Origin of the sequence: Rhizobium sp. ZW T2_16, from assembly GCF_044987325.1 — a bacterium.
Lineage (GTDB): Bacteria > Pseudomonadota > Alphaproteobacteria > Rhizobiales > Rhizobiaceae > Neorhizobium > Neorhizobium cellulosilyticum.
Window position 1 is genome coordinate 472,187 of sequence record NZ_JBJDRG010000002.1, and the last position, 21,374, is coordinate 493,560.

General features: G+C 59.9%; 15 protein-coding genes. 7 read left to right on the forward strand and 8 right to left on the reverse strand.

The window, feature by feature from the left end; all coding sequences use genetic code 11:
- The first annotated feature begins 104 nt into the window (after positions 1–104).
- The 3 genes from ACI3K0_RS07885 to ACI3K0_RS07895 all read left to right on the forward strand — a co-directional run bounded on the left by ACI3K0_RS07885 (position 105) and on the right by ACI3K0_RS07895 (position 3,981).
- Positions 105–1,679, forward strand: a complete 1,575-nt coding sequence (locus tag ACI3K0_RS07885) for a Do family serine endopeptidase (RefSeq protein ID WP_183822574.1) — start codon at positions 105–107, stop codon at positions 1,677–1,679.
- Between the two features lie 119 nt (positions 1,680–1,798).
- Entirely contained in the window at positions 1,799–2,557 is a 759-nt protein-coding gene (locus tag ACI3K0_RS07890) for a response regulator transcription factor (RefSeq protein WP_281388726.1), read from the forward strand.
- The gene (locus tag ACI3K0_RS07895; RefSeq protein ID WP_183822572.1) at positions 2,557–3,981 is read left to right on the forward strand and encodes a HAMP domain-containing sensor histidine kinase; all 1,425 of its coding nucleotides are present in this window, start codon (positions 2,557–2,559) and stop codon (positions 3,979–3,981) included. Before ACI3K0_RS07890 ends, ACI3K0_RS07895 begins: the two co-directional genes overlap by 1 nt.
- 168 nt (positions 3,982–4,149) lie before the next feature.
- Here the strand turns inward: ACI3K0_RS07895 and ACI3K0_RS07900 are convergent, their stop codons facing one another.
- A complete protein-coding gene (locus ACI3K0_RS07900; protein WP_148145524.1) occupies positions 4,150–5,544 on the reverse strand; it encodes a gluconate:H+ symporter in 1,395 nt (464 codons plus the stop codon).
- A 234-nt stretch (positions 5,545–5,778) separates the two neighbouring features.
- Between ACI3K0_RS07900 and ACI3K0_RS07905 the strand changes: the two genes are divergently transcribed.
- On the forward strand, positions 5,779–8,739 hold the full coding sequence (locus ACI3K0_RS07905; protein ID WP_183822570.1) for a bifunctional [glutamine synthetase] adenylyltransferase/[glutamine synthetase]-adenylyl-L-tyrosine phosphorylase: 2,961 nt from the start codon (positions 5,779–5,781) through the stop codon (positions 8,737–8,739).
- Positions 8,740–8,795: 56 nt separating this feature from the next.
- Here the strand turns inward: ACI3K0_RS07905 and ACI3K0_RS07910 are convergent, their stop codons facing one another.
- A complete protein-coding gene (locus ACI3K0_RS07910) occupies positions 8,796–11,141 on the reverse strand; it encodes a PAS domain-containing sensor histidine kinase (protein WP_404945220.1) in 2,346 nt (781 codons plus the stop codon).
- 290 nt (positions 11,142–11,431) lie between these two features.
- Entirely contained in the window at positions 11,432–14,080 is a 2,649-nt protein-coding gene (gene pepN, locus ACI3K0_RS07915) for an aminopeptidase N (RefSeq protein WP_183822566.1), read from the reverse strand.
- 354 nt (positions 14,081–14,434) lie between these two features.
- On the opposite strand from pepN, the gene ACI3K0_RS07920 reads away from it, so the two are divergent.
- Positions 14,435–15,373 carry a DMT family transporter gene (locus ACI3K0_RS07920; protein ID WP_183824038.1) on the forward strand — a complete coding sequence of 313 codons (939 nt, stop codon included), beginning with the start codon at positions 14,435–14,437 and terminating at the stop codon, positions 15,371–15,373.
- Between the two features lie 183 nt (positions 15,374–15,556).
- Here ACI3K0_RS07920 and ACI3K0_RS07925 read toward each other — a convergent pair whose 3' ends face one another.
- The 4 genes from ACI3K0_RS07925 to ACI3K0_RS07940 all read right to left on the reverse strand — a co-directional run bounded on the left by ACI3K0_RS07925 (position 15,557) and on the right by ACI3K0_RS07940 (position 18,944).
- Positions 15,557–15,748: a hypothetical protein gene (locus ACI3K0_RS07925; RefSeq protein ID WP_148145520.1), complete on the reverse strand. Its 192-nt coding sequence runs from the start codon at positions 15,746–15,748 to the stop codon at positions 15,557–15,559.
- Between the two features lie 177 nt (positions 15,749–15,925).
- On the reverse strand, positions 15,926–16,807 hold the full coding sequence (locus ACI3K0_RS07930) for a uracil-DNA glycosylase (RefSeq protein ID WP_404945221.1): 882 nt from the start codon (positions 16,805–16,807) through the stop codon (positions 15,926–15,928).
- Positions 16,808–16,845: 38 nt separating this feature from the next.
- Positions 16,846–18,138: an Hsp70 family protein gene (locus ACI3K0_RS07935; protein ID WP_404945222.1), complete on the reverse strand. Its 1,293-nt coding sequence runs from the start codon at positions 18,136–18,138 to the stop codon at positions 16,846–16,848.
- 266 nt (positions 18,139–18,404) lie between these two features.
- Positions 18,405–18,944, reverse strand: coding sequence for a TetR/AcrR family transcriptional regulator (locus ACI3K0_RS07940; RefSeq protein WP_404945223.1), 540 nt, complete (start codon positions 18,942–18,944; stop codon positions 18,405–18,407).
- Positions 18,945–18,964: 20 nt separating this feature from the next.
- Between ACI3K0_RS07940 and ACI3K0_RS07945 the strand changes: the two genes are divergently transcribed.
- Both ACI3K0_RS07945 and ACI3K0_RS07950 read left to right on the forward strand, forming a co-directional pair.
- Positions 18,965–20,020: an SDR family NAD(P)-dependent oxidoreductase gene (locus ACI3K0_RS07945; RefSeq protein ID WP_404945224.1), complete on the forward strand. Its 1,056-nt coding sequence runs from the start codon at positions 18,965–18,967 to the stop codon at positions 20,018–20,020.
- A gap of 9 nt (positions 20,021–20,029) precedes the next feature.
- Entirely contained in the window at positions 20,030–20,527 is a 498-nt protein-coding gene (locus ACI3K0_RS07950; RefSeq protein WP_404945225.1) for an RICIN domain-containing protein, read from the forward strand.
- Between the two features lie 133 nt (positions 20,528–20,660).
- On the opposite strand, the gene ACI3K0_RS07955 is transcribed toward ACI3K0_RS07950, so the two are convergent.
- Complete coding sequence (locus ACI3K0_RS07955) at positions 20,661–21,371, reverse strand: hypothetical protein (RefSeq protein WP_404945226.1); 711 nt, start codon at positions 21,369–21,371, stop codon at positions 20,661–20,663.
- Positions 21,372–21,374: the final 3 nt, after the last annotated feature.

Here is a 21,374-nt window from a genome sequence, read left to right on the forward strand (position 1 = left end):
AGTTAAGGTGACGACGCCTATATCTCTGTCATCGAACAACGGCGGGTTGCCCATCGGCAGCCTGACCAAGATTGAGTGACGAAGAGAAGAAGGTAGCTTTCACCATGACGTTTGGACGTCCCTCCCTCAAGACAGTGCTGAAGACCTCGACCGTTGCCGGCCTTGCCGCCGTCATGCTGTCCACCGGCATCTCAGGCCAGGTCATGTCCTCCTTTGCCGCTCCGGTTTCCGTGACAGCGCCGCAGGCACCTAGCTTCGCGGATGTCGTGTCTGCAGTTTCCCCCGCGGTCGTTTCGGTTCGTGTCCAGTCCGACGCACAGCCGGTCTCCGACGACAACAGCAATTTCTCCTTCAACTTCGGCGGCCGCGGCTTCGACCAGCTGCCGGATGATCATCCGCTGAAGCGTTTCTTCAAGGAATTCGGCGGCCAAGGTGGTCCCGGTGGCCCGGGCCCGGGCGCAGGCCCACGTGACCGCGCAGAGCGCGGTGGCCCCGGTGGGCCAAATCGTCCGCACCACCTGCGTCCGACTGCCCAGGGCTCCGGCTTCTTCATTTCCGAAGACGGTTACATCGTCACCAACAACCACGTCGTTTCCGATGGACAGGCCTATACGGTCGTGCTGAACGATGGCACCGAACTTGATGCCAAGCTGGTCGGCAAGGACAGCCGTACCGACCTAGCGCTCCTGAAGGTCGATGCGCCGGCCCGTAAGTTCACCTATGTCTCCTTTGCCGATGACAGCAAGGTTCGCGTCGGTGACTGGGTTGTCGCAGTTGGCAATCCGTTCGGCCTCGGCGGCACCGTGACTGCCGGTATCGTTTCGGCCCGTGGCCGTGACATCGGCTCCGGCCCATATGACGACTATATCCAGGTCGACGCAGCCGTGAACCGCGGCAACTCGGGCGGCCCGACTTTCGACCTGAACGGTCAGGTTGTCGGCATCAATACCGCGATCTTCTCGCCGTCGGGCGGCAATGTCGGTATCGCCTTCGCGATCCCTGCCTCCACCGCCAAGGACGTGATCGCCGACCTGATGAAGGACGGCAAGGTCGAGCGCGGTTGGCTCGGTGTGCAGATCCAGCCGGTAACGCAGGACATTGCCGACTCGCTCGGCCTGAAGGAAGCTTCCGGTGCGCTGGTCGTTGCTCCGCAGGAAGGCTCTCCGGGCCAGAAGGCAGGCATCAAGCAGGGTGACGTCGTTCAGGCGGTCAACGGCCAGCCGATCAAGGATGCCCGTGATCTCGCCCGCCGTGTCGCAGCCTTTACGCCGAATACCAAGGTCGATGTCGATCTGTGGCGCGACGGCAAGAAGCAGACCATTCCGGTGACGCTCGGCAACATGGCAAGCGATGAGGCTGCTTCCGCTGAGCCCACGCAGCCGGACGATCCGGCTCCGGCAAGCGAACAGGCGCTGGCAAGCCTCGGCATCACCGTTGCCCCGGCTGAGGACGGCTCCGGCCTTTCCGTGACCGATGTCGATCCGGACAGCGAAGCAGCCGCCCGCGGCCTGAAGAACGGCGAGAAGATTCTTTCGGTCAACAACAAGAAGGTCGAAAGCGCAGCCGATGTCGGCAAGGTTCTCGAACAGGCTAAGAAGGACGGTCGCACCCGTGCGCTCTTCCAGGTCGAGGCCGATGGTTCCAGCCGCTTCGTCGCTTTGCCGATCAACGAAGGCTGATGCCGCGCAACCATCTGAGTGACACTGCGGGGGTGGTACCTCCAGGCCCAACCGCAGGATCAAGCTCATCAAGGGGCGCCGCCGGAAACGTCGGCGCTCTTCTTGTAACGGAGACCAGCATGCAGACCTCGTCGTTTTCCTCGGTAAAGACAGAAGATTCCGATAGTGTAAATGTTTCCGCCGAGGCTATTGTCCCGCACATGAAGATTCTGGTTATCGAAGACGATCTCGAGGCGGCAGCCTACATGACAAAGGCCTTTCGCGAGGCCGGCATCATCGTGGACCACGCCAGCGACGGTGAAAGCGGCCTGTTCATGGGCTCGGAAAACTCCTACGACGTGATGGTCATCGACCGCATGTTGCCGCGCCGCGATGGCCTGTCGGTGATCAGCGAATTGCGCAAGCGCGGCGTCAACGCCCCGGTGCTGATCCTGTCCGCGCTCGGCCAGGTGGATGACCGCGTCACCGGCCTGCGCGCCGGCGGCGACGATTACCTTCCGAAACCCTACGCCTTTTCCGAGCTTCTGGCGCGTGTCGAAGTGCTCGGTCGCCGCAAGGGCACGCCGGAACAGGATATGGTCTACCGGGTCGGCGATCTGGAGCTCGATCGGCTTTCTCACGAGGTCAAGCGCGCCGGCAAGGATGTGCTGCTGCAGCCGCGTGAATTCCGCCTGCTCGAATACCTGATGAAGAATGCCGGTCAGGTCGTGACCCGCACCATGTTGCTCGAAAACGTCTGGGACTATCACTTCGACCCGCAGACGAATGTCATTGACGTGCATGTCTCGCGCCTGCGCTCCAAGATCGAGAAGGACTTCGACAAGCCATTGTTGAAGACCATCCGCGGCGCCGGCTACATGATCAAGGACGAGGGGTAATGCTTTCCCGCATCGCCAAGCGCGCCCGCCTCATGTTCCGCTCGACGGCCGTGAGGCTGTCGGCGCTGTATATCCTCCTGTTCGCGATCTGCGCCGGGTTTCTCGTCATCTATGTGACGGCGCTTTCGGAAAAGACGCTGGTACAGCAGACACGCCAGACGATTACCGAGGAAGTCGCCGATATCCAGCGCGCCTATGAACGCGGCGGGGTGAACCTTCTCCTGCGCATCATGGAGCGCCGCGCCCGCCAGCCGGGCGCAAATCTCTATGTCATCGCCGGACCGAACGGCGAGATGCTGGCCGGCAATGTCTCCTCCGTCCAGCCTGGCGTGCTCGACCAGGAAGGCTGGACGAATATGCCTTTCTCCTACGAACCCTATGCCGAGATCGGCGGTTCGCGCAAACATCTCGCCATCGCCAATGTCCTGCGCGTCGATAACGGATTGCGGGTGATGATCGGTCGCGATCTCGGTGACCCGAGCCGTTTCCGTTATATCGTGCGGCAGGCGCTGATGGTGGCGCTGGCGATCATGGGACTGGGCGCACTGGTCATCTGGTTTGGTATCGGCCGCAATGCGCTGAAGCGCATCGACCGCATGTCGGCTGCGAGCCAGAAAATCATGGCCGGCGACCTGTCTCAGCGACTTCCCGTCGGCCGCTCCGGTGACGAGTTCGACCGGCTGTCGGGATCGCTGAACGCCATGCTAGGCCGGATCGAAAAGCTGAACGAAGGCCTGCGGCAGGTTTCCGACAATATCGCCCATGACCTGAAGACGCCGCTGACACGGCTGCGTAACAAGGCTGCCGACGCTCTGGGCGAGGATGATGAAGATGCGCGGCGGGCGGCGCTTGAAGGCATCATTGCCGAATCCGACCAGTTGATCCGCACCTTCAACGCGCTGCTGATGATCTCCCGTGTTGAGGCCGGATCAATCGCGGCGGAGATGTCGAGCGTCGATCTCTCTGCCGTTTCCGCCGACAGCGCCGAGCTTTACGAGCCTGTCGCAGAAGAGGCGGGCATAACACTGATCACCGGGATCAACCCAGGCATCTCCGTCAACGGCAACCGCGAACTGATCGGCCAGGCGATGTTCAATCTGCTCGACAACGCGATCAAATATGCCAGCGAAGGCAGCGAGACGCCGGTGATACGGGTGAAACTGTCTTCCGAGGCGGGTGAGGTTAGGCTTGCCGTTAGCGACAACGGCCCAGGGGTGCCGGCCGACAAACGCGGTGAGGTGACCAAGCGTTTCTTCCGGTTGGATGCCAGCCGTTCCAAGCCGGGAACAGGCCTTGGCCTGTCGCTGGTCGAGGCGGTGATGGAGCTGCATGGCGGCAGGCTGGAGCTTTCCGCCACGGACGAAGCGAAGACGGAGACTCCGGGCCTGACGGTGACGATGGTGTTTCCGGTGGTGAAGGGGTGAGAGGGTAATAAAGACCCCTCCCAAACCCTCCCCACAAGGGGGAGGGCTTAACCCGGCCTTACTGTTGAAGGATGATTGAGGCAGGTGGTTGCAGCGGTTTTTCTCCCCCTTGTGGGGGAGATGGCCGGCAGGCCAGAGGGGGACGTCCTCCCCATCATCTGTGGCCGGTCACACCAGCGGCGGCGCCAGGTTCATCAGTAGCACCATCACCAGCCCGACCACCGAGACGATCGACTGGATGATCGAGATGGTTGCTGTTGCTTCACCCATCGTCATGCCGAAGGATTCCTTCACCAGCCAGAAACCTGCATGGTTGGCATAATTGAAGAACAGCGAGCCGCAGCCGACTGAGAGCGCCAGGAGCGAGGCATTGAGCGACGGGTCATGTCCGACAAGCGGCGCGAGCAGTCCCGATGCGCCAACGATGCCGACCGTGGCGGACCCTGTCGAGACCGAGAGCAGCATCGAGATGATCCAGCCGAGAAGCAGCGGCGAAAGCGAGAACTGCTGGCTCAGATGCATGATCGCATCCCCGACTTTCGCATCTCCCAGAACATGCTGGAACGCCCCGCCGCCCGCAATGATCAGCAGAACATTGGCGATCGGCTTGACGCTGGCGGACAGCTGCGTGCGCAGAAGCTCGCTGTTGCCGCCGCGGCTGATGATCAGGGTCCAGGCGGCAAACAGCACGCCGACCAGCATGGCGATGCCCGGATCGCCGAGGAAATCGGTGATCGACAGCAGCGTTGAACCCTTCGGCAGGAGAAGTTCGGCAATCGCATGGAAAAGCATCAGCAGCGCCGGCAGAAGCGCTGTCAGCAGGCTGAGACCGAGGCTAGGCGGTGCCTGGCCCGTCGATGCGCCCTCCGCTGCGTCCTGCGAGAACTGGTCGATCAGCCCCTGATCTGGCTTGACCTTGAGGCGCGGGGTAACGATCGCGCCATAGACCGGTCCGCCAAGGATGATTGCCGGAATGGCGGCGATGAAACCGTAGAGCATGGTCGCGCCGATATTGGCGTTGAGCGAGGCGATCGCCGTCAGCGGGCCGGGATGCGGCGGCACCATGCCGTGCATCGACGCAAGTGCGGCAATGACCGGAACGCCGACATAGACATAGGCCGAGCCCTTGATGCTCCCGGTCTCGTCAAGCTTGCGCGCAACGCTGAAGATCAGCGGCAGAAGCACGACGAGGCCGACTTCGAAAAACATCGGAATGCCGATGATGAAGGCGGCACCCGCCATTGCCCAGGGCAGCATGCGGGTTGAGGTTCTGGTGATGATGAGATTGGCAATGCTTTCAGTCACGCCGCCGGCGGCCAGGATGCGGCCGAGCATGGCGCCGAGCGCCACGACGAGGCCGACAGCGCCGAGCGTGTGGCCGGCACCGGCCTCGATCGACTTGATCAGCTTTTCGCCCGGCATGCCGGTGACAAGGCCGACGCCGATGGAGGTGATGATCAGCGCCAGGAGCGGATGCAGCCGGATGCGCGATACGATCAGCACGACGAGGAAAATCACGCTGCCGAGCGCTGTCGCAAGAAGCGCGATGTCTGAGGAATTCATGGTTTCTCCCGAGGGTGTACGCGGGAGCGCAAGGCAATTCGGATGACTCCACGCAACCGAAGAGCGGGAAGCGACCCGCTAAGGCATGGAGTACGAAAGTCTCCAAATAGATAGCGCCCTAATTAGATTGCGTCACTTGATAAACCGCAATCGTTCATGGGTTGTGGTTTCCCCTCGTTCCGGTTTGTCTTCTCCGTCTGCGCAAACTAAAAGCTGCATGAGGGAGGAAACGGCATGAAAAGCGTAAAACGGCTCGATACCGTATCAGCGGATGTCATCCGTCCCCTATCTCAGGCGGAAGCTAAGACTGCTCTGGCGGCGCTGAAAGATATTGGAAAATCCGAGGCTTCCGTTGCGCAAATGTTGAAAGAAGGCGGCGCGCTGAAGGATTTTCTCGTCGCGGCATTCAGCCTGTCGCCCTATCTGCGCGACACGGCTTCGGTATCTCCCTCATTTCTGGCGCAGGCTATCGGCGAGCCGGTAGAGCCGGCGCTGTCTTCCCTCATCGACAAGGCGCGGAGTGCGTGGCGGCCGGTTGACGGAAAAATCCCGTCCGAGGGCGAGGTCATGACCGTGCTTCGGTCGGCCAAGCGCGCCTTCAGCTTCATCCTGGCACTGGCAGATCTCGCCCGCATCTTCTCTGCGAAGGAGACGACCTGCTGGCTGAGCGAATTTGCGCAAGCCTCCGTTGCCTCCGCGGTCGACCATCTCCTGCTCGCGACCCATGAGAGCGGCAAGCTCAAGCTTGTCGATCCGGAAGAGCCGAGCCGTGGCTCGGGCCTCATCGTGCTCGGCATGGGCAAGCTCGGCGGGCGCGAACTCAACTATTCCTCCGATATCGATATCGTCGTTTTTTTCGATCCGGAGGTGGGCATTCTTGCCGATCCGCTCGATCCGTCGGAGATCTATGGCCGGATGATGCGCCGGCTGATCCGTATCCTGCAGGACCGCACGGCCGATGGCTACGTTTTCCGAACCGACCTGAGGCTGCGGCCTGACCCCGGCTCGACGCCGCTCGCCGTCTCCATGGATGCAGCCCTGATCTACTACGAGGGCAGGGGACAGAACTGGGAGCGTGCCGCCTACATCAAGGCGCGTCCGGTGGCGGGTGACATGGCTGCCGGCGATAATTTCCTGAAACTGCTGACGCCCTTCGTCTTCCGCAAATATCTCGATTATGCGGCGATCGCAGACATTCATTCAATCAAGCGCCAGATCCATGTCCACAAGGGCCATGGGGCGATCGCAGTAAAGGGCCACGACGTCAAGCTTGGCCGCGGCGGCATCCGCGAGATCGAATTTTTCGCCCAGACGCAGCAGCTGATCGCCGGCGGTCGCATGCCGGCGTTGAGGACGCGCGAGACGGAAGTAGCACTTGGGGCGCTGGCTGAGGCGAAGTGGATCAAGCCGGAGATCGCCACGGCGCTGACCGAGGCCTACTGGTTCTTGCGCGATGTCGAGCATCGCATCCAGATGGTGCATGACGAGCAGACACATCGCCTGCCGGACAGCAATGCGGAACTAAAGCGCATCGCCTTCATGCTCGGCTTTGCCGATGTCGCAGCCTTTTCCGCGCGGCTGGAAAGCACCCTGAAGACGGTCGAGAGACGTTATTCCCGGCTGTTCGAGCAGGAGGAGGGGCTTTCAGGGGGCGAAGGTAATCTTGTTTTCACCGGCCAGAAGGACGATCCCGATACGCTGAAGACGCTGGCTGAACTCGGCTATGAGCGGCCCGCCGACATGTCGCGGATGATCCGCACCTGGCATTCCGGTCGTTATCGCGCGACGCAATCCGTCGAGGCGCGCGAGCGGCTGACGGAGATGATGCCGGCTTTGCTCAAGGCCTTTGGCGAGAGCCGGCGTGCCGACGAGGCGCTGCTGCGGTTCGACAGCTTTTTGAAGGCGCTGCCGGCTGGCATCCAGCTTTTCTCGCTGATCGGCAAGAACCCACCGCTTCTCTCCCTCATCGTCACCATCATGGCGTCTGCTCCGCGCCTCGCCGATATCATCGCCTCGAAGCCGCATGTCTTCGATGGCATGCTCGATCCCGGCCTGATGTCGGAAGTGCCGACGCGCGACTATCTGTCGAAGCGGCTGGACACGTTTCTCTCGGGCTCGCGCCACTACGAGGACAGGCTGGATCGGTTGCGCATCTTTGCCGCCGAGCAGCGTTTCCTGATCGGTATCAGGTTGCTCACCGCAGCGATCTCCGGCGACGATGCCGGCCGCGCCTTCACTCATCTGGCAGATCTGTTGATCGATGCTGCGCTGACAGCGGTGAAAGGCGAGATCGAGACCGCGCATGGCACCTATCCGGGCGGCCGGGTGGCCGTGATGGGCATGGGCAAGCTCGGCTCGTTCGAGCTGACGGCCGGATCGGATGTCGATCTCATCCTGCTCTATGACTATGACAGCGAGGCTTTCGAAAGCCTTGGTCCGAAGCCGCTCGACGCCCAGCGCTATTTCACCCGACTGACGCAGAGATTGATCGCGGCCCTTTCCGCGCCGATGGCGGAGGGTGTTGTCTTCGAGGTCGACCTGCGCCTGCGCCCCTCCGGCAACAAGGGGCCAGTCGCCTCCCGCATCATCGCTTTCGGCAAATATCAGCGAGAAGAGGCCTGGACCTGGGAGCATATGGCGCTCACCCGCGCACGCATCGTCTGTGGCGACGAGAGCCTTGGTAATGAGGCAAAGGCGATCATAAGCGAGGTTCTGGCGACCAAGCCGGACGTGAAGAAGATCACGACGGACGTGGCCGAGATGCGGGCGCTGATCGCGGAAGAGAAGCCGCCGCGCGATATCTGGGACTTCAAGCTCATTCCTGGCGGATTGATCGATATTGAGTTCATCGCCCAATACCTGCGGCTGATCGCGCCGACGCGGGCAGGGAGCAAGGATCTACTGGTCGACACCTATGGCCTGTCGACTGCGCAAGCACTGAAGGCACTGGGCGAAGACCTGCCTGAACGCGCCGATCTCGATACATGCCTTGAAGCCTTGCGTCTGTTCACCGAACTCTCGCAGATCATCCGCCTCTGCGTGGATGGTCCTTTCGATGCCAAGGATGCACCCACGGGCCTTGTCGAGCGGATCTGCCGCGCAGGAGACTGCCCCGATCTCTTGACGCTGGAGGGAGAGGTGAAGCGGTTATCGGGTGAGGTCCGGGGAGTGTTTGAACGGGTTATGAAAAGGTGAGGTAGGGTGAGGGGCTTTCGCCAAGGTGAATGCGGCGAAGGTCAGTTGTGATCGCCTTACGCCGCCCTTTTCCGTGCTTCCACGAAAGGCCGGTCGGGAATGAACAGCGACACGGCGGTGCCTTTGCCGCATTTCGAGCGGATACGCATCCTGCCGCCATGCAGCGCCACCAGCGAGCGGGAGATGGCAAGCCCGAGGCCCGAACCGCCCTTGCTCTTGGCATACTGACTCTGCACCTGTTCGAAGGGCTGGCCGATCTTCGGCATTGCATCCTTGGGGATCCCGATGCCGCTGTCGGCGATCGTCAGCATCAGGCCTTTTTCCATTCGGTGAGCGCGCAACTCGATACTGCCGCCTTCGTCGGTGAATTTAACGGCGTTGGAGAGGAGATTGAGCATCACCTGCTTCAGCGCGCGTCTATCACCGACCATGTCGAGTACTTCGGGTAGCCGTTGATGGATCGTGATCTGCTTGTCCTGGGCGGAGATAGAGGTCAGGCGCAGGCTCTCTTCGACCAGGGGCACGAGATCGATCTTGTCCGCCTGGATGCGCATGTGGCCGGCTTCGATCTTCGACATGTCGAGAATGTCGTTGATGACGTTCAGCAGGTGCTTGCCGCTGTCGTGAATGTCCTTGGAATATTCGCCGTATTTCGGCGAGCCGAGCGGGCCGAACATGCCGTTCATCAGGATTTCGGAGAAGCCGAGAATGGCGTTGAGCGGCGTGCGCAGCTCGTGGCTCATATTGGCGAGGAATTCTGACTTCGCCTGGTTGGCGGCCTCCGCGCGTTCCTTTTCCGCCTGATAGTTGGCATTGGCGACGGAAAGTTCTGCTTTCTGCTTTTCCAGCGTCTTTTGCGAGGCTGAAAGGTCCCCAATCGTTGCCATCAGGCGGCGCTCGCTGTGGCGCAGGCGATCCTGGTGGCGCTTGAGAAGCGTGATATCGGTGCCGACAGAAACCGTGCCGCCGTCGCGGGTGCGGCGCTCGTTGATCTGCAGCCAGCGTTCGTCGGCAAGCTGAACCTCGGTGGTGCGGGAGAAACCGCTGCCATCCGCATCTGCGATGCGACGCTCGATCACCGGCCGTGCCGCTGCTGCATTGACCGTAGTACGCTCGGTTCCCGGCACCAGCACACTTTCAGGCAATCCGTAAGCTTGCTGGAAGTGGGTGTTGCACATCACGAGACGGTCGTTCTTGTCCCACAGCACGAAGGCTTCGGACGTGCATTCGATCGCGTCAGCGAGGCGCTGATCGGCCTCGGCATAACGTTGTGCCAGACGGTGCTGTTCGGTGACGTCCATGGCGATGCCGATCACGTGGATACGACCGGAAGCGTTGCGAATGACCTGTGCCCGTGCGCGCATCCAGACATAATGTCCCGCCGCGTGGCGCATGCGGAATACCTGGTCGACCTGCTTGCCATTGCCGCGGCCGATGGCACGCGCGAGAGCGTAGATATTACCGTCCGACGGATGCATCATCCTTGCGGCATCGGAAAACGAGATGATGCTGCCGGCAGCAGGCAGGCCAAGCATTTCGTACATCGAACCGGACCAGAAGAGCCTGCGATTGGCAACATCGAAATCCCAAAGTCCGCAACGCCCATGAGACAATGCGGCTTCGATCCGTAGATTGGATTCAGCAAAGATCTCGTCGGCGTCGTGCGCACGCCTAACCTGCGTGTAATAGGCATAAAGGATGACGAGAAGAATGGCGGAAATGCCGGTAAAGAGAGTGACGTTGAGCGAGATCTCGCCACGCAGGAAATTGTTCGTGGTGTCGAGCGAATGCGCCGAGACGATCAGAGCGCCGTCATCACCGATCGGCTGAATGGCAGCATAGTGCGGAATGTCGCCGAGATAGGTCTCGATCACGCCGCCGAAGCGCCGAAGTGTTGCGGTCTCGGGCAGAAGCGAAGCAAGGCGGCGGCCGATATAGGCGGAAGAGGCTCCTTTCGAGCCACCGAAAACGACACCGGACTTGTCGATGAACAGCGTGAAGGAACCATGCGGCTGTGGATCGGAAGAGAGATAGGATGAAAGCCGTGCTTCGGCGGCAGCGCGGTTGGCCTGGGCGAAAAGGGTTTCCTGGCCGGTGAAAATCGCCTGGGTGGTTGCTGCCATCAGCGCAGTCGATTGCCGGGCGGCATCTTCCATACGGCTGTTCTCGCCCATGATGCCGAGAATGCGCGACGCTGCCACGACCATAAGGAATGCGATGATGAGAAGGGGAATGGATCGCTTAAGCACCAGTTCCACCTTCGGCGTTTGACGTGCGATCGGCTTGACCGCGAAATTGCTGTCTTTCGAAAGCGCTTTCTGCAGGCCCGAAACCTTCGGAAATTTAGGGCGCAGCCAAGCGCCGGCCGCGGTTTCCCGCTGCACGTCCGATACCGTATTCATCTAGTCCCTCGTGATGATCCGGTACGCCGCCCGTCCGAATCTACCCTAATGAATCATAGAGTGATTCTTCGTGTCCAGAGGGTTGGTAATATTTTGTTAACTATTTGAAAAATGCTAGAATTTGCAGGTTTATGTGGCGCAAATCAGCTGCGGCTTCAGTCGAAATCCGGATGCGAGATTTCAGGGCGCGTCAAGCAAAGTGTTTCAAAATGTGTCAATCGCGGCCAAAAATGTGGCAGGCGCTTAAATGTGACCCGCAGCGCTTAAAGTGCTGCGGGTCACCAAGGCTATCAGTCCTTCAGCATGCGTCCGACGATGTCGCTGACATCCGTCGAAAGGCCGGCTGCCTTGGCGATCTTCGAAAGCGCCAGCCGTGCCTGTTCGGCACGGACAGGCTCAAGCGAACGCCACGAGCGCATCGAGGTGAGGATGCGTGCGGCGAGCTGCGGGTTCTTCGGATCGATCGCAAGGATCTGGTCCGCGAGGAAATCATATCCCTTGCCGTCGACGCGGTTGAAGCCGGTCGGGTTGCCGAAGGCGAACGTGCCGACAAGCGAACGGACGCGGTTTGGATTGCCTGGGTTGAAACGCGGATTTTCCATCAGCGCCTTGACCCGTTCGAGCGCATCAACGCCGGGGATCGTCGCCTGGATCGAGAACCACTTGTCGATGACCAGGGGATTGCCGTCGAAACGGGTGAGGAAGCTGGCGAGAGCAGCCGTTGCTTCCGAAGCATCCGGGAAGCGATGCGCAAGCAGCGTCAGTGACTGCGCAAGATCCGTCATGTTGTCGGCAGCGGCAAATGCTTCGGCGGCGCGCTGCGGGCTGTTTTCAGCATACATGAGATAGGAGAGGGCAACGCCGCGGAGCGAACGCTTGCCGGCATCCCCGGCTTTCGGCGAATAGGCGCCTTCGACCTTCATCTCGTTATAAAGGCGGACGAAGACTTCCTCTCCAGCCTTGGCGATCGCCTCATGCACGGCCTTGCGGCCGGCATGGATCGCATCGGGATCGTTATTGCCACCGAGCGCGCGAGCAATGTCGGCCTCGCTCGGCAGGTTCAGCGCCTGCGCCCGGAAGGCGGGCTCCAGCGATGCATCGCCGGCGCATTCCAGAAGAGCGGCAACAAAAGCCGGATCGCAGGTCACATCCTTGCCGTCGCGCGCATCGCGGGCGGCCTGCGCCAGGTTCGGCATGGCAAGGTCGGTCAGAGCCTGCCAGCGCGAGAAAAGGTCGCTGTCATGGCGGGCGATATGGACGAGGTCTTCCAGCGACTGTTCGAATACCAGATTGACCGGTGCCGAGAAGGACCGGTTGAGCGACACCACCGGCCGGGACGAGACGCCCGAGAATGTGAAGCTCTGGCTGCGCTCCGTCAGGTGCAGCACGTCGCCCGTTATTTCGCCGCCGGTGACCGATGTCGGTTCGGCAATCGAACCATTATCGAGGATCAGCGCGAAGGAGAGCGGGATATGCAGCGGCTCCTTGTTCGGCTGGCCGGGTGTGGCCGGTGTCGTCTGCTCGAGCGACAGCGTGAACGTGCCGGCGGCAGCGTCATAGGCGCCTGAGGCGGAAACCAACGGCGTGCCGGCCTGAACATACCAACGGAAGAACTGGCTGAGGTCGCGACCGCTCGCATCCTCGAAGCATTTTACATAATCCTCGACGGTGACGGCCTGTCCGTCATGGCGCTCGAAATAGAGGTCCATGCCTTTGCGGAAGTTGTCGCGTCCAAGAATGGTCGCGATCATCCCGGTGATCTCGGCACCCTTCTCGTAGATCGTCATCGTGTAGAAGTTGTTGATCTCGCGATAGCTGTCCGGGCGCGGCGGATGCGCCAGCGGGCCTCCATCCTCCGGAAACTGATCGGACTTCAGATGACGCACGTCGGCAATCCGTTTGACCGGGCGCGAGCGCATGTCGGAGGAGAATTCCTGGTCGCGATAGACCGTGAGGCCTTCCTTCAGGCAAAGCTGGAACCAGTCGCGGCAGGTGATGCGGTTGCCGGTCCAGTTGTGAAAATATTCATGCGCGATTATGCGCTCGATATTCGCATAATCCTGGTCGGTGGCGGTTTCCGGGTCGGCCAGCACGTATTTGTCGTTGAAGACGTTGAGACCCTTGTTCTCCATCGCCCCCATGTTGAAATCGGAGACGGCGACGATCTGGAATATGTTCAGATCGTATTCGCGGCCGAAATGCTCTTCGTCCCACTTCATCGAGCGCTTCAGCGCATCCATGGCATAGGCCGCACGCGGCTCCTTGCCGTGCTCGACATAGATCTTCAGCGCCACTTCGCGGCCGGACATCGTTTCGAACGTGTCTTCGATGACGCCGAGATCGCCTGCGACCAGCGCGAAGAGATAGGCGGGCTTGGGATGCGGATCGAACCAGGCGGCAAACGAGCGGCCCTCGTCATAACCGGCGCCGCCAAGGAAATTGCCGTTCGACAGCATGACCGGGTTGGCTGCCTTGTCACCGATGATCGTGATTGTGTACGGCGCCAGAACATCCGGACGGTCGGGGAAATAGGTGATGCGGCGAAAGCCCTCGGCCTCGCACTGGGTGCAATAGACGCCGTTGGTCCGGTAAAGACCCATCAGCTGGGTATTGGCTTCCGGATTGATATAGGTAGTGATCGTAAGCTCGAACGGGCTTTCCGCCGGCAGGTCGCGGATCGTCAGGCTTTCCGGCGTCGCGTCATACTGGCTTGCCGACATTTCCTTCTGGTCAAACAGCAGGCCGGAAAGCTTAAGTTCGTCACCATCCAGGACCAGCGGCAGCGATGCGTCGACGCCTTCGCGCCGATGGAAGATCAATCGGGCCTCGATCTTTGTATTGGTCGGATCGAGTTCGAACGTCAGGTCGACCCGTTCCAGAACAAAGTCAGTGGGGCGGTAATCCGCCAGATGCACGATCTGGCCCGTATCTGTTCGCATGATGTTTCCTGAAACGGCTTAACGACTGGACGTGACGACGTGAGACCTGTCCCCGAAAAGACTGGTTTGGCCCCCACGCCGCGGGCATATTTACATTCAATGCTAAACGATTGTTGAACCGCGGCTAAAATAAAGTGTCGCACTGTCAGTATAGTGATCGATTTTCATACAGTGCTATTTCGGAGCTGTAGGCAAAAGATCGCAAATCCGATTGTCGGCTGCGTCGATTGGCGCACTGGCGAACTTTCGTCAATTTTCACACACGGCGCTCCACTTTTGCGTTAATGTCCTTGCGAATCCACCCCGCCTATTTCCGGATCAAGGCCCAAGGCCTGAACCCCAATGAGTTCCCTTATGGCCCCCGATGCCCGAAATCCCCTGCACGGGATTATGCTGAAAGTATTGTCTGTTGTCGTATTCGTGATGATGCAGACCTGCATCAAGGCGGCCGGGCCGGATCTCCCTGCCGGGCAAGTCACCTTCTACAGATCGGCTTTCGCGCTTGTTCCGATCATGGGATATCTGGCTTTTCGCCGGGAATTGTTTCACGCCTTCCACACCAATAGCCTGTCGGGTCATCTCAAGCGCGGCGTGCTCGGCATTATGGGCATGATATGCGGCTTTTATGGCCTGGTGCATTTGCCAATGCCCGATGCAATAGCACTCGGTTATTCGATGCCGCTGATCGCCGTCGTCTTTGCCGCGATATTTCTCAAGGAGACCGTAAGGCTCTATCGCTGGACCGCGGTTGCTATCGGCATGGTCGGCGTTGTGATCATTTCATGGCCCAAGATGACCATGTTCAGTGGTGGTGGCATGGGGTCAGAGCAGGCAATGGGCGCGATGGCAGTGCTCCTGGGCGCCGTCATGGGCGGCTTTGCGATGATCCAGGTACGCCAACTCGTTCAGACGGAAAAGACCGCAACAATCGTGCTCTATTTCTCGCTGACCGCGGCGATCTTCTCAATCATCAGCCTGCCCTTCGGCTGGTCTTCTCTGAGTGGTTATGCGCGCCTATGCCTGATCGCCTCGGGATTTTTCGGAGGGCTGGGGCAGATCCTGCTGACGGAAAGCTATCGCCACGCGGACGTCTCGACGATCGCGCCGTTCGAATACACATCCATCATTCTGGGAATTGCGATTGCCTACACGCTGTTCGGTGATATCCCGGCGATCAATACCTTGATCGGTACCGCAATCACCGTCTCGGCCGGCATCTTCATCATCTACCGCGAACACCAGCTTGGGCTGGAGCGCAGGGCTGCGCGCAAAGCCTCTCCGCCGGGTGCATGAAGATCAGGGAAGGGAAAATCAGAGCGGGATGCCGGAAAGCGGACTGACGGACCCGATCGCTTCGCCCCGAGTTCTGCTTGCCTCGGAAAATTCGCGCGATGCGTTTACGGCGGCGTTTATCTGACGCAAGTTTTCACGGAGAGTGCGAAGAGGACTGAATATCGATCTCATCGCACATCCTCCTCAACGTTCGCGAAAATCGGCAAACATGGCCGAGGGACGCGAAATGCCGCCCGGACGCACCATGGCGCGCGATGTGATCTGCTCGTTGGTTGCCGAGCCGAAGCGGTGGTAGCCCTGCGTCGAGCGCGGGCCGACGCCTGCGGCGCGGAGTGTTTCGAAGCCCGAATGTATTGGGCGAAAGCGGCTGGTCATTACCGTGGTCCTTTGTCTGGGTCCCTCCCAAGACATTACTAATATTGCTTAAAATGCTCTGATTCAGCAATGTGGCAGAACGCCACGCTGCCATGCGTTTCTCGCATGGGTTGCTTCATATAATGGTAATAATTTGCATTTCGTCAGGTTGATTGCACGAAATATGTGCAATTCCGGCTATTGAAGACCGTGTCGAAAGGCCAGCAGATCTTGCCAGGTCAGGGCTTTGTTGGCGGGGGCGGCAAGAAGCTCCTGCGGGTGAAATGTCGCAAGCGCAGGGATTTCCATCCCTGCAAAGCTCACGGTCTGCCACTTTCCACGCATCGTGTGGATCGTGCCGTTGCCGCCTATGAAGAAGCGGGCCGGGAAATTGCCGAGCAGCAGCAGCGCCTTCGGTCGGGCAAGCACGATCTGGCGCTCGATAAAAGGCTGGCAGATATCCATCTCGGCCGCCGACGGCATTCTGTTGCCCGGTGGGCGCCAGGGAATGATATTGGTCATCAGCACGCCGTCGCGCGAAAGGCCGATTGCTGCAAGCATCCGCGCGAGAAGATCTCCGGCCCGACCGGAGAAGGGGGCACCATCGCGATCATCATCCGCATTCGGCATCGGCCCGATAATCGCGATCCCGGAAGACGGATCGCCGCTGGCAAACACAGTCGAGCGGGCGCTGTTTTTCAGGTTGCAGCCGTGGAATGTCTCGATCGCCGCCTTCAGCTCAGCCAGTGAACCGGCAGCGCCCGCCGCCAAACGTGCAGCTTCCACCGCCTGTCCGGCCGGCACGGAGACCGGTGCCGTGGTTGCCGGGGGAGGGGCGGTAGCACCCGGCCGCCGCGAGGGCGCACTCCCACCATTCGAAGCCGAAGATACGCCGTCCTGCGGACTGTGCTCCCGCGCACTTGCCGGGGCCTTTGCCTGAGCCCTTGCGGCCTTCTGCGCCTCGAACTGGGCAATCCGATCGACCGGTTCGTCGTCGACGAGCCATTCCACGCCGGCATCCGCATAAAAATGCAGAAGCGCGGCAAGCTCGGCCGGATTGAGATCTGAGGCGGCGTTCATGCTTTCACCTTAACGAAGCCGAACTTCGCGGGAAAGCCTTAAGCCGCCCATTCACCGACATTCTCGCTCTCTCCGATCAGAGCCAGACCATGAGCAATCGACAGAAGCTCTCCGCCGCTTTCGATCTTCGATGCGTCGAAACGCCGGGTAAAGATCTGGCGCACTGCGGGAACGAAGGAAGTGCCGCCGGTGAGGAACACCTTGTCGACTTCGGCCGGTGCGGTATTCGTCTTGGTCAGCACATCGTCCAATGCGCCTTCGATCTTTGCCAGATCGTCTGCGATCCAGGTCTCGAAATCCGCACGCTTGACCATCTTCTTGCCGGCCCTGCCGAGCGGTGCGAAATTGAACTCGGCTTCTTCCGCGGAAGAAAGCGCCATCTTGGTGGCCGAGATCGCCTGATAGAGCGGATAGCCTTCGTCATGCTCGACCAGTTCGATGAACAGTTCCAGCTTGTCCGGGTCCATCGCCGAGCGCACCAGCGATTTCAGGTCGTTGAACTCGCGGGTCGTCTTGAAGATTGACAGCTGGTTCCAGCGCGCAAAATTGGCGTAGTAGTTCGATGGTACTTCCAAGAGCTTGTCGAAGCTCTTGAAGAACGTGCCCTTGCCGATTTCCGGGGCTACCAGATGTTCGATCATCTTCGCATCGAAATGGTCGCCTGCAATGCCCACGCCGGAATGGCCAATCGGCTTGGCCGTCAGCTTGCCGGCCACGCGTTCGAAGCGGATCAGCGAATAGTCCGTCGTGCCGCCGCCGAAGTCGGCGACCAGAACATTGGCATCGGTCTTCAGCGTCTGGGCGAAGTAATAGGCGGCTGCGACCGGTTCATAAACATAATGGATCTCGGGAAAACCGAGCCGTGTCAGCGCTTCGTTATAGCGATCCGTCGCAAGCTTCTCGTCCGGGCTGGCGCCGGCAAAATGCACCGGCCGGCCAGCGACAAGGCGCGAGACTTCGGCGGGCCAGTGCCCGTCCGCATAAGTCTTCAACCGCTTGAGGAAGACCTCCATCAGATCTTCGAATGTGTGGCGACGGGCAAAGACCAGCGTACCCTGGAAGATCGGGCTTGCGGCAAAGGTCTTGATCGACTGCAGGAAACGGGCGTCACCCGGATTGTCTATGAACTGGCGGATCGCCGCCTGTCCGGCCTCGACCTTTAGTGCCTGAGCGCCGAGCTGGGCATCCTTCATGAAGGAGAGCGCCGTGCGCATCGAGTCCGTCTCGCCTGCGCTGCTCGAAAACTGCATCGAATGGGTAGTGCTGCCGCTGTCTGCCAGCGCCAGAACGGTATTGGTCGTGCCGAAATCAAGCCCGAGCGCCCGTGCCATGGCCGTGCTCCTTGTGGTCTGCAAAAATGATTGAGCCGGGACGCTCCCGGACGCGATAAGGGCGAAGCCGCTGCCTCGCCCTTTTTGAGAGCGCGCCTGATGCCACAGGCTCGGCGCCAAAGCAAGCGGGAAGGGGGCGGTGGATGCTGAATTACGTGACGAACGCCACCAGTCGTGAGCGCTGCGGCGCTGGCGGGTTCGATCGTAAATTTAGCCAGAAGTAGATGTCCGCAAGGCGCCACTCGCGGTCGTGAGTGCGACGATAATCAACGACAAAAGCGGCTTATTAGTAGGTCAATCCGCGCCTTGAGTTTGGATACATCCGGTTCATCCCCGATCTGACCATCTAGCGCCAGTAGGAAGACGTCAGCCGAGGCCTTGTCACCTATCAGCGCCTCAAAGCTTTCCAAGGCTACCTTACGGTGGAGGGCGTCAATCTCCGGGTCTAGCCGCTCGCAGACTTCATAGAATTCTCCGGCCATAGGTGCCCCGATCATGTCGGCCCAAGGCTCGATCATCATAATGCGGCAAACTTCAAATAAGCGCTGTTGAGGCGACCCCTCGCCATGCACAGCTTGCCGCGCAGCAGGGTGCCTGGACACCAGCCAGTGCCGGAACACGGCAGTGTAGATATCTTCCTTGTCAGCAAAGGTCTTGTAGAGCAGCGTCCGCGATATATTCGCGCGCTTGGCAATGTCATCGAGAGATGTTTTTGCGTAACCGAAATTGAGGAAACACCAACGCGCCGCCAACAAAATGCTGTCGCGGCGCTGGGCTGCTTCTTCTGGGGTAATTTTCGGTGCCATATCGCTTCGTGACAATATTCGTGTTTTTTGTCAACGAAGTTGCGGATGACGCCTTGTTTTCGAATGCCCATGCAAATAACGTGACAAAAAGAACTAAAAATGTCAAAGTGTTTGCATTTGAAGCAGCCGGATCGTCGGCAACCCACAAAATCACAAGGCAACAGGTCATGACCTCGAAATGGACACCTGCAGAAATCCCGTCGCAGGCAGGCAAGCGAATTATCGTCACGGGCGGCAACAGTGGCATCGGTTGGTACACGGCCTTGGAGTTGGCCCGTGCCGGTGCACAAGTCACAATCGCGTCTCGGAGCGTCGAAAAAGGCGAGGATGCCGTGCGCCGCATCCGCGAAATCCTACCGAACGCGGAGGTGCGTGCCGGAGTTCTAAACCTGTCGGATCCGGCATCAGTGAAGTCGTTTGCCGAAAACTGGCTTGCGGACGGGCAGCCGCTCGACACTCTGATTAACAATGCCGGTGTGATGGGCCTGCCAAAGCGGGAAGTTAGCGTTGACGGACATGAGCTGCAATTTGCCACTAACGTCTTGGGGCCGTATCGCCTGACCGCCTTACTGCTGCCCGCGCTGCTGCAGTCACGTCACCCGCGTGTGGTGACTGTGGCGTCAAACACCCATAAGATGTTCAAGCCCGGCCCGATCACGGATTTCGAGAACAGGACCAAGTACGTTCCGATGCAGGTTTATGCCAAGACCAAGCTAGCGAATGTGCTATTTGCCCGTGAGCTGCAGAACCGGGCGGGCAATCGCCTCATGTCCACCATCGCACATCCTGGTGGCGCACGGACGAATCTCTTCGCCGCGACCACCTTCAGCACGAAGGTCGCGGGCATCCTCACCTATCCTCTGTTGCAAGACGCAGAGCACGGCGCTTGGCCAACTCTAATGGCTGCCACACTCCCGAATGCTCGCCCAGGCGGTTACTACGGCCCGAGCAAGATATTCGAGCTGCGCGGCAATCCCAAGGAGACAATGACCGCCCCTTATGCCGACGATTCGGCTGCAGCTCGTGCACTGTTTGAGGACCTAGAGCGCATTACCGGCGTGCACTACGATCTTTGAGGGCTTTAAATGAGAAAGATCTTAGCCGCACTCATGTCGCTTGGGATGCTTGCCGGAAGTGCGGAAGCCCGCGAAGTGGGGGACACTTTCGCGATCCAGAACGTCCAGACCGGAAAGAACATACGGCCATTTCAAGCCAAAAAGACCGATGGGAACCGTATTGTTCAATACACCCATTGGTCCTGGAAGTGTATGACGTGGCAACTTATCGAGAGCGGTCAGGATACGTATCAGCTCCGCAATCTGTGGACGTCGAAGACGTTGCAGCCGTCTTCCCTGGCCGTAGCCAATACGACGCTGTGGCAGCAACCTCTGAGCAGAGGCCTCGATGAGCAGGCTTGGACGTTTATCAATGCCAGCGGCGGCACCTACTTCATCAAATTGAAAACGGCTGACCTTTACCTCAGTGTGGACGGAAGCGAGACAAACGACCCAGTCGTGCTGCGGACTTTTGAGAAAAACGACGCGCAACGTTGGCGTCTCGTCGCCCAAAACCCTTGGTTTTAATGATTTCAGAAATGGCAATCCTTTTCTAACAACGTCCGCAATGGGCCGATGGCAGACATCGACTGCATTTGCGGATAGCAAAAGGGGCGCAGATGCTGCGCCCCTTGCTTCGGCCCGATCCCGATCGTGTCGGTCAGGCTTCGGCGTACCAACGGGCGGGCAGGGATTGCGTTTGTTCGGCTTCCTTGCTTTTGAACAGCTGCGTCGACGAAGCGCCGGTGTCCGTTGCCGAGATCTGGTCGAGCATCTGCCGGATCATCTGGTCATGTACATTGGCCGCAGCGCGCCGCTGGCTGGCCGAGACGTCCTCATTGGCCTTCGCAGACGAACGTTGGCTGATCGCCTGAAGATCGGCCAGCAGCGGGGTGACGAAATCACGGACACCCGAACCTGCCGCGGGCGCGCTTGTTGATGCTGAACCGTCCGCCTGGCCGGCAGATGAATCCGCATCCGGCTCGCTGCCCGATATGCTATCGTCCTCGGTCGATGCCGAAGCTTCATCAGATGTGGAGTGCTCGGCGACGGCTTCATCTGGTGGAACATCGCCGTCTGCCGCATGGGGCGCCTCGGCGGTCTCGGTCTCGTCCCCAGGCTGAGAGGCGCTCTCGTCTACCGGCTCGTCCGTTCCCGCTTCGGCAGGCGGCGTCGGGCCATAGGTGCCGTCATCGGTTTCTTCCGGCGAGTAGTTTTCGACTGTGTCGGACTGGCTGCCGCTTGATAGTGCCGTGTTGTTTTCACCAGTCGTCGTTTCGTTGTCCGCCGCATCGGAAGAACCGGACGATGGCGATGATTGGCTCGGTGAGCTGGACTGGCTTCCGCCACCGAAAATACCTTCGAGAAACACTAT

Coding starts and splice junctions, on each gene's coding strand:
- ACI3K0_RS07885 (WP_183822574.1), top strand. CDS start 105: ATGACGTTTGGACGTCCCTCCCTCAAGACAGTGCTGAAGACCTCGACC.
- ACI3K0_RS07890 (WP_281388726.1), top strand. CDS start 1,799: ATGCAGACCTCGTCGTTTTCCTCGGTAAAGACAGAAGATTCCGATAGT.
- ACI3K0_RS07895 (WP_183822572.1), top strand. CDS start 2,557: ATGCTTTCCCGCATCGCCAAGCGCGCCCGCCTCATGTTCCGCTCGACG.
- ACI3K0_RS07900 (WP_148145524.1), bottom strand. CDS start 5,544: ATGAATTCCTCAGACATCGCGCTTCTTGCGACAGCGCTCGGCAGCGTG.
- ACI3K0_RS07905 (WP_183822570.1), top strand. CDS start 5,779: ATGAAAAGCGTAAAACGGCTCGATACCGTATCAGCGGATGTCATCCGT.
- ACI3K0_RS07910 (WP_404945220.1), bottom strand. CDS start 11,141: ATGAATACGGTATCGGACGTGCAGCGGGAAACCGCGGCCGGCGCTTGG.
- pepN (WP_183822566.1), bottom strand. CDS start 14,080: ATGCGAACAGATACGGGCCAGATCGTGCATCTGGCGGATTACCGCCCC.
- ACI3K0_RS07920 (WP_183824038.1), top strand. CDS start 14,435: ATGGCCCCCGATGCCCGAAATCCCCTGCACGGGATTATGCTGAAAGTA.
- ACI3K0_RS07925 (WP_148145520.1), bottom strand. CDS start 15,748: ATGACCAGCCGCTTTCGCCCAATACATTCGGGCTTCGAAACACTCCGC.
- ACI3K0_RS07930 (WP_404945221.1), bottom strand. CDS start 16,807: ATGAACGCCGCCTCAGATCTCAATCCGGCCGAGCTTGCCGCGCTTCTG.
- ACI3K0_RS07935 (WP_404945222.1), bottom strand. CDS start 18,138: ATGGCACGGGCGCTCGGGCTTGATTTCGGCACGACCAATACCGTTCTG.
- ACI3K0_RS07940 (WP_404945223.1), bottom strand. CDS start 18,944: ATGGCACCGAAAATTACCCCAGAAGAAGCAGCCCAGCGCCGCGACAGC.
- ACI3K0_RS07950 (WP_404945225.1), top strand. CDS start 20,030: ATGAGAAAGATCTTAGCCGCACTCATGTCGCTTGGGATGCTTGCCGGA.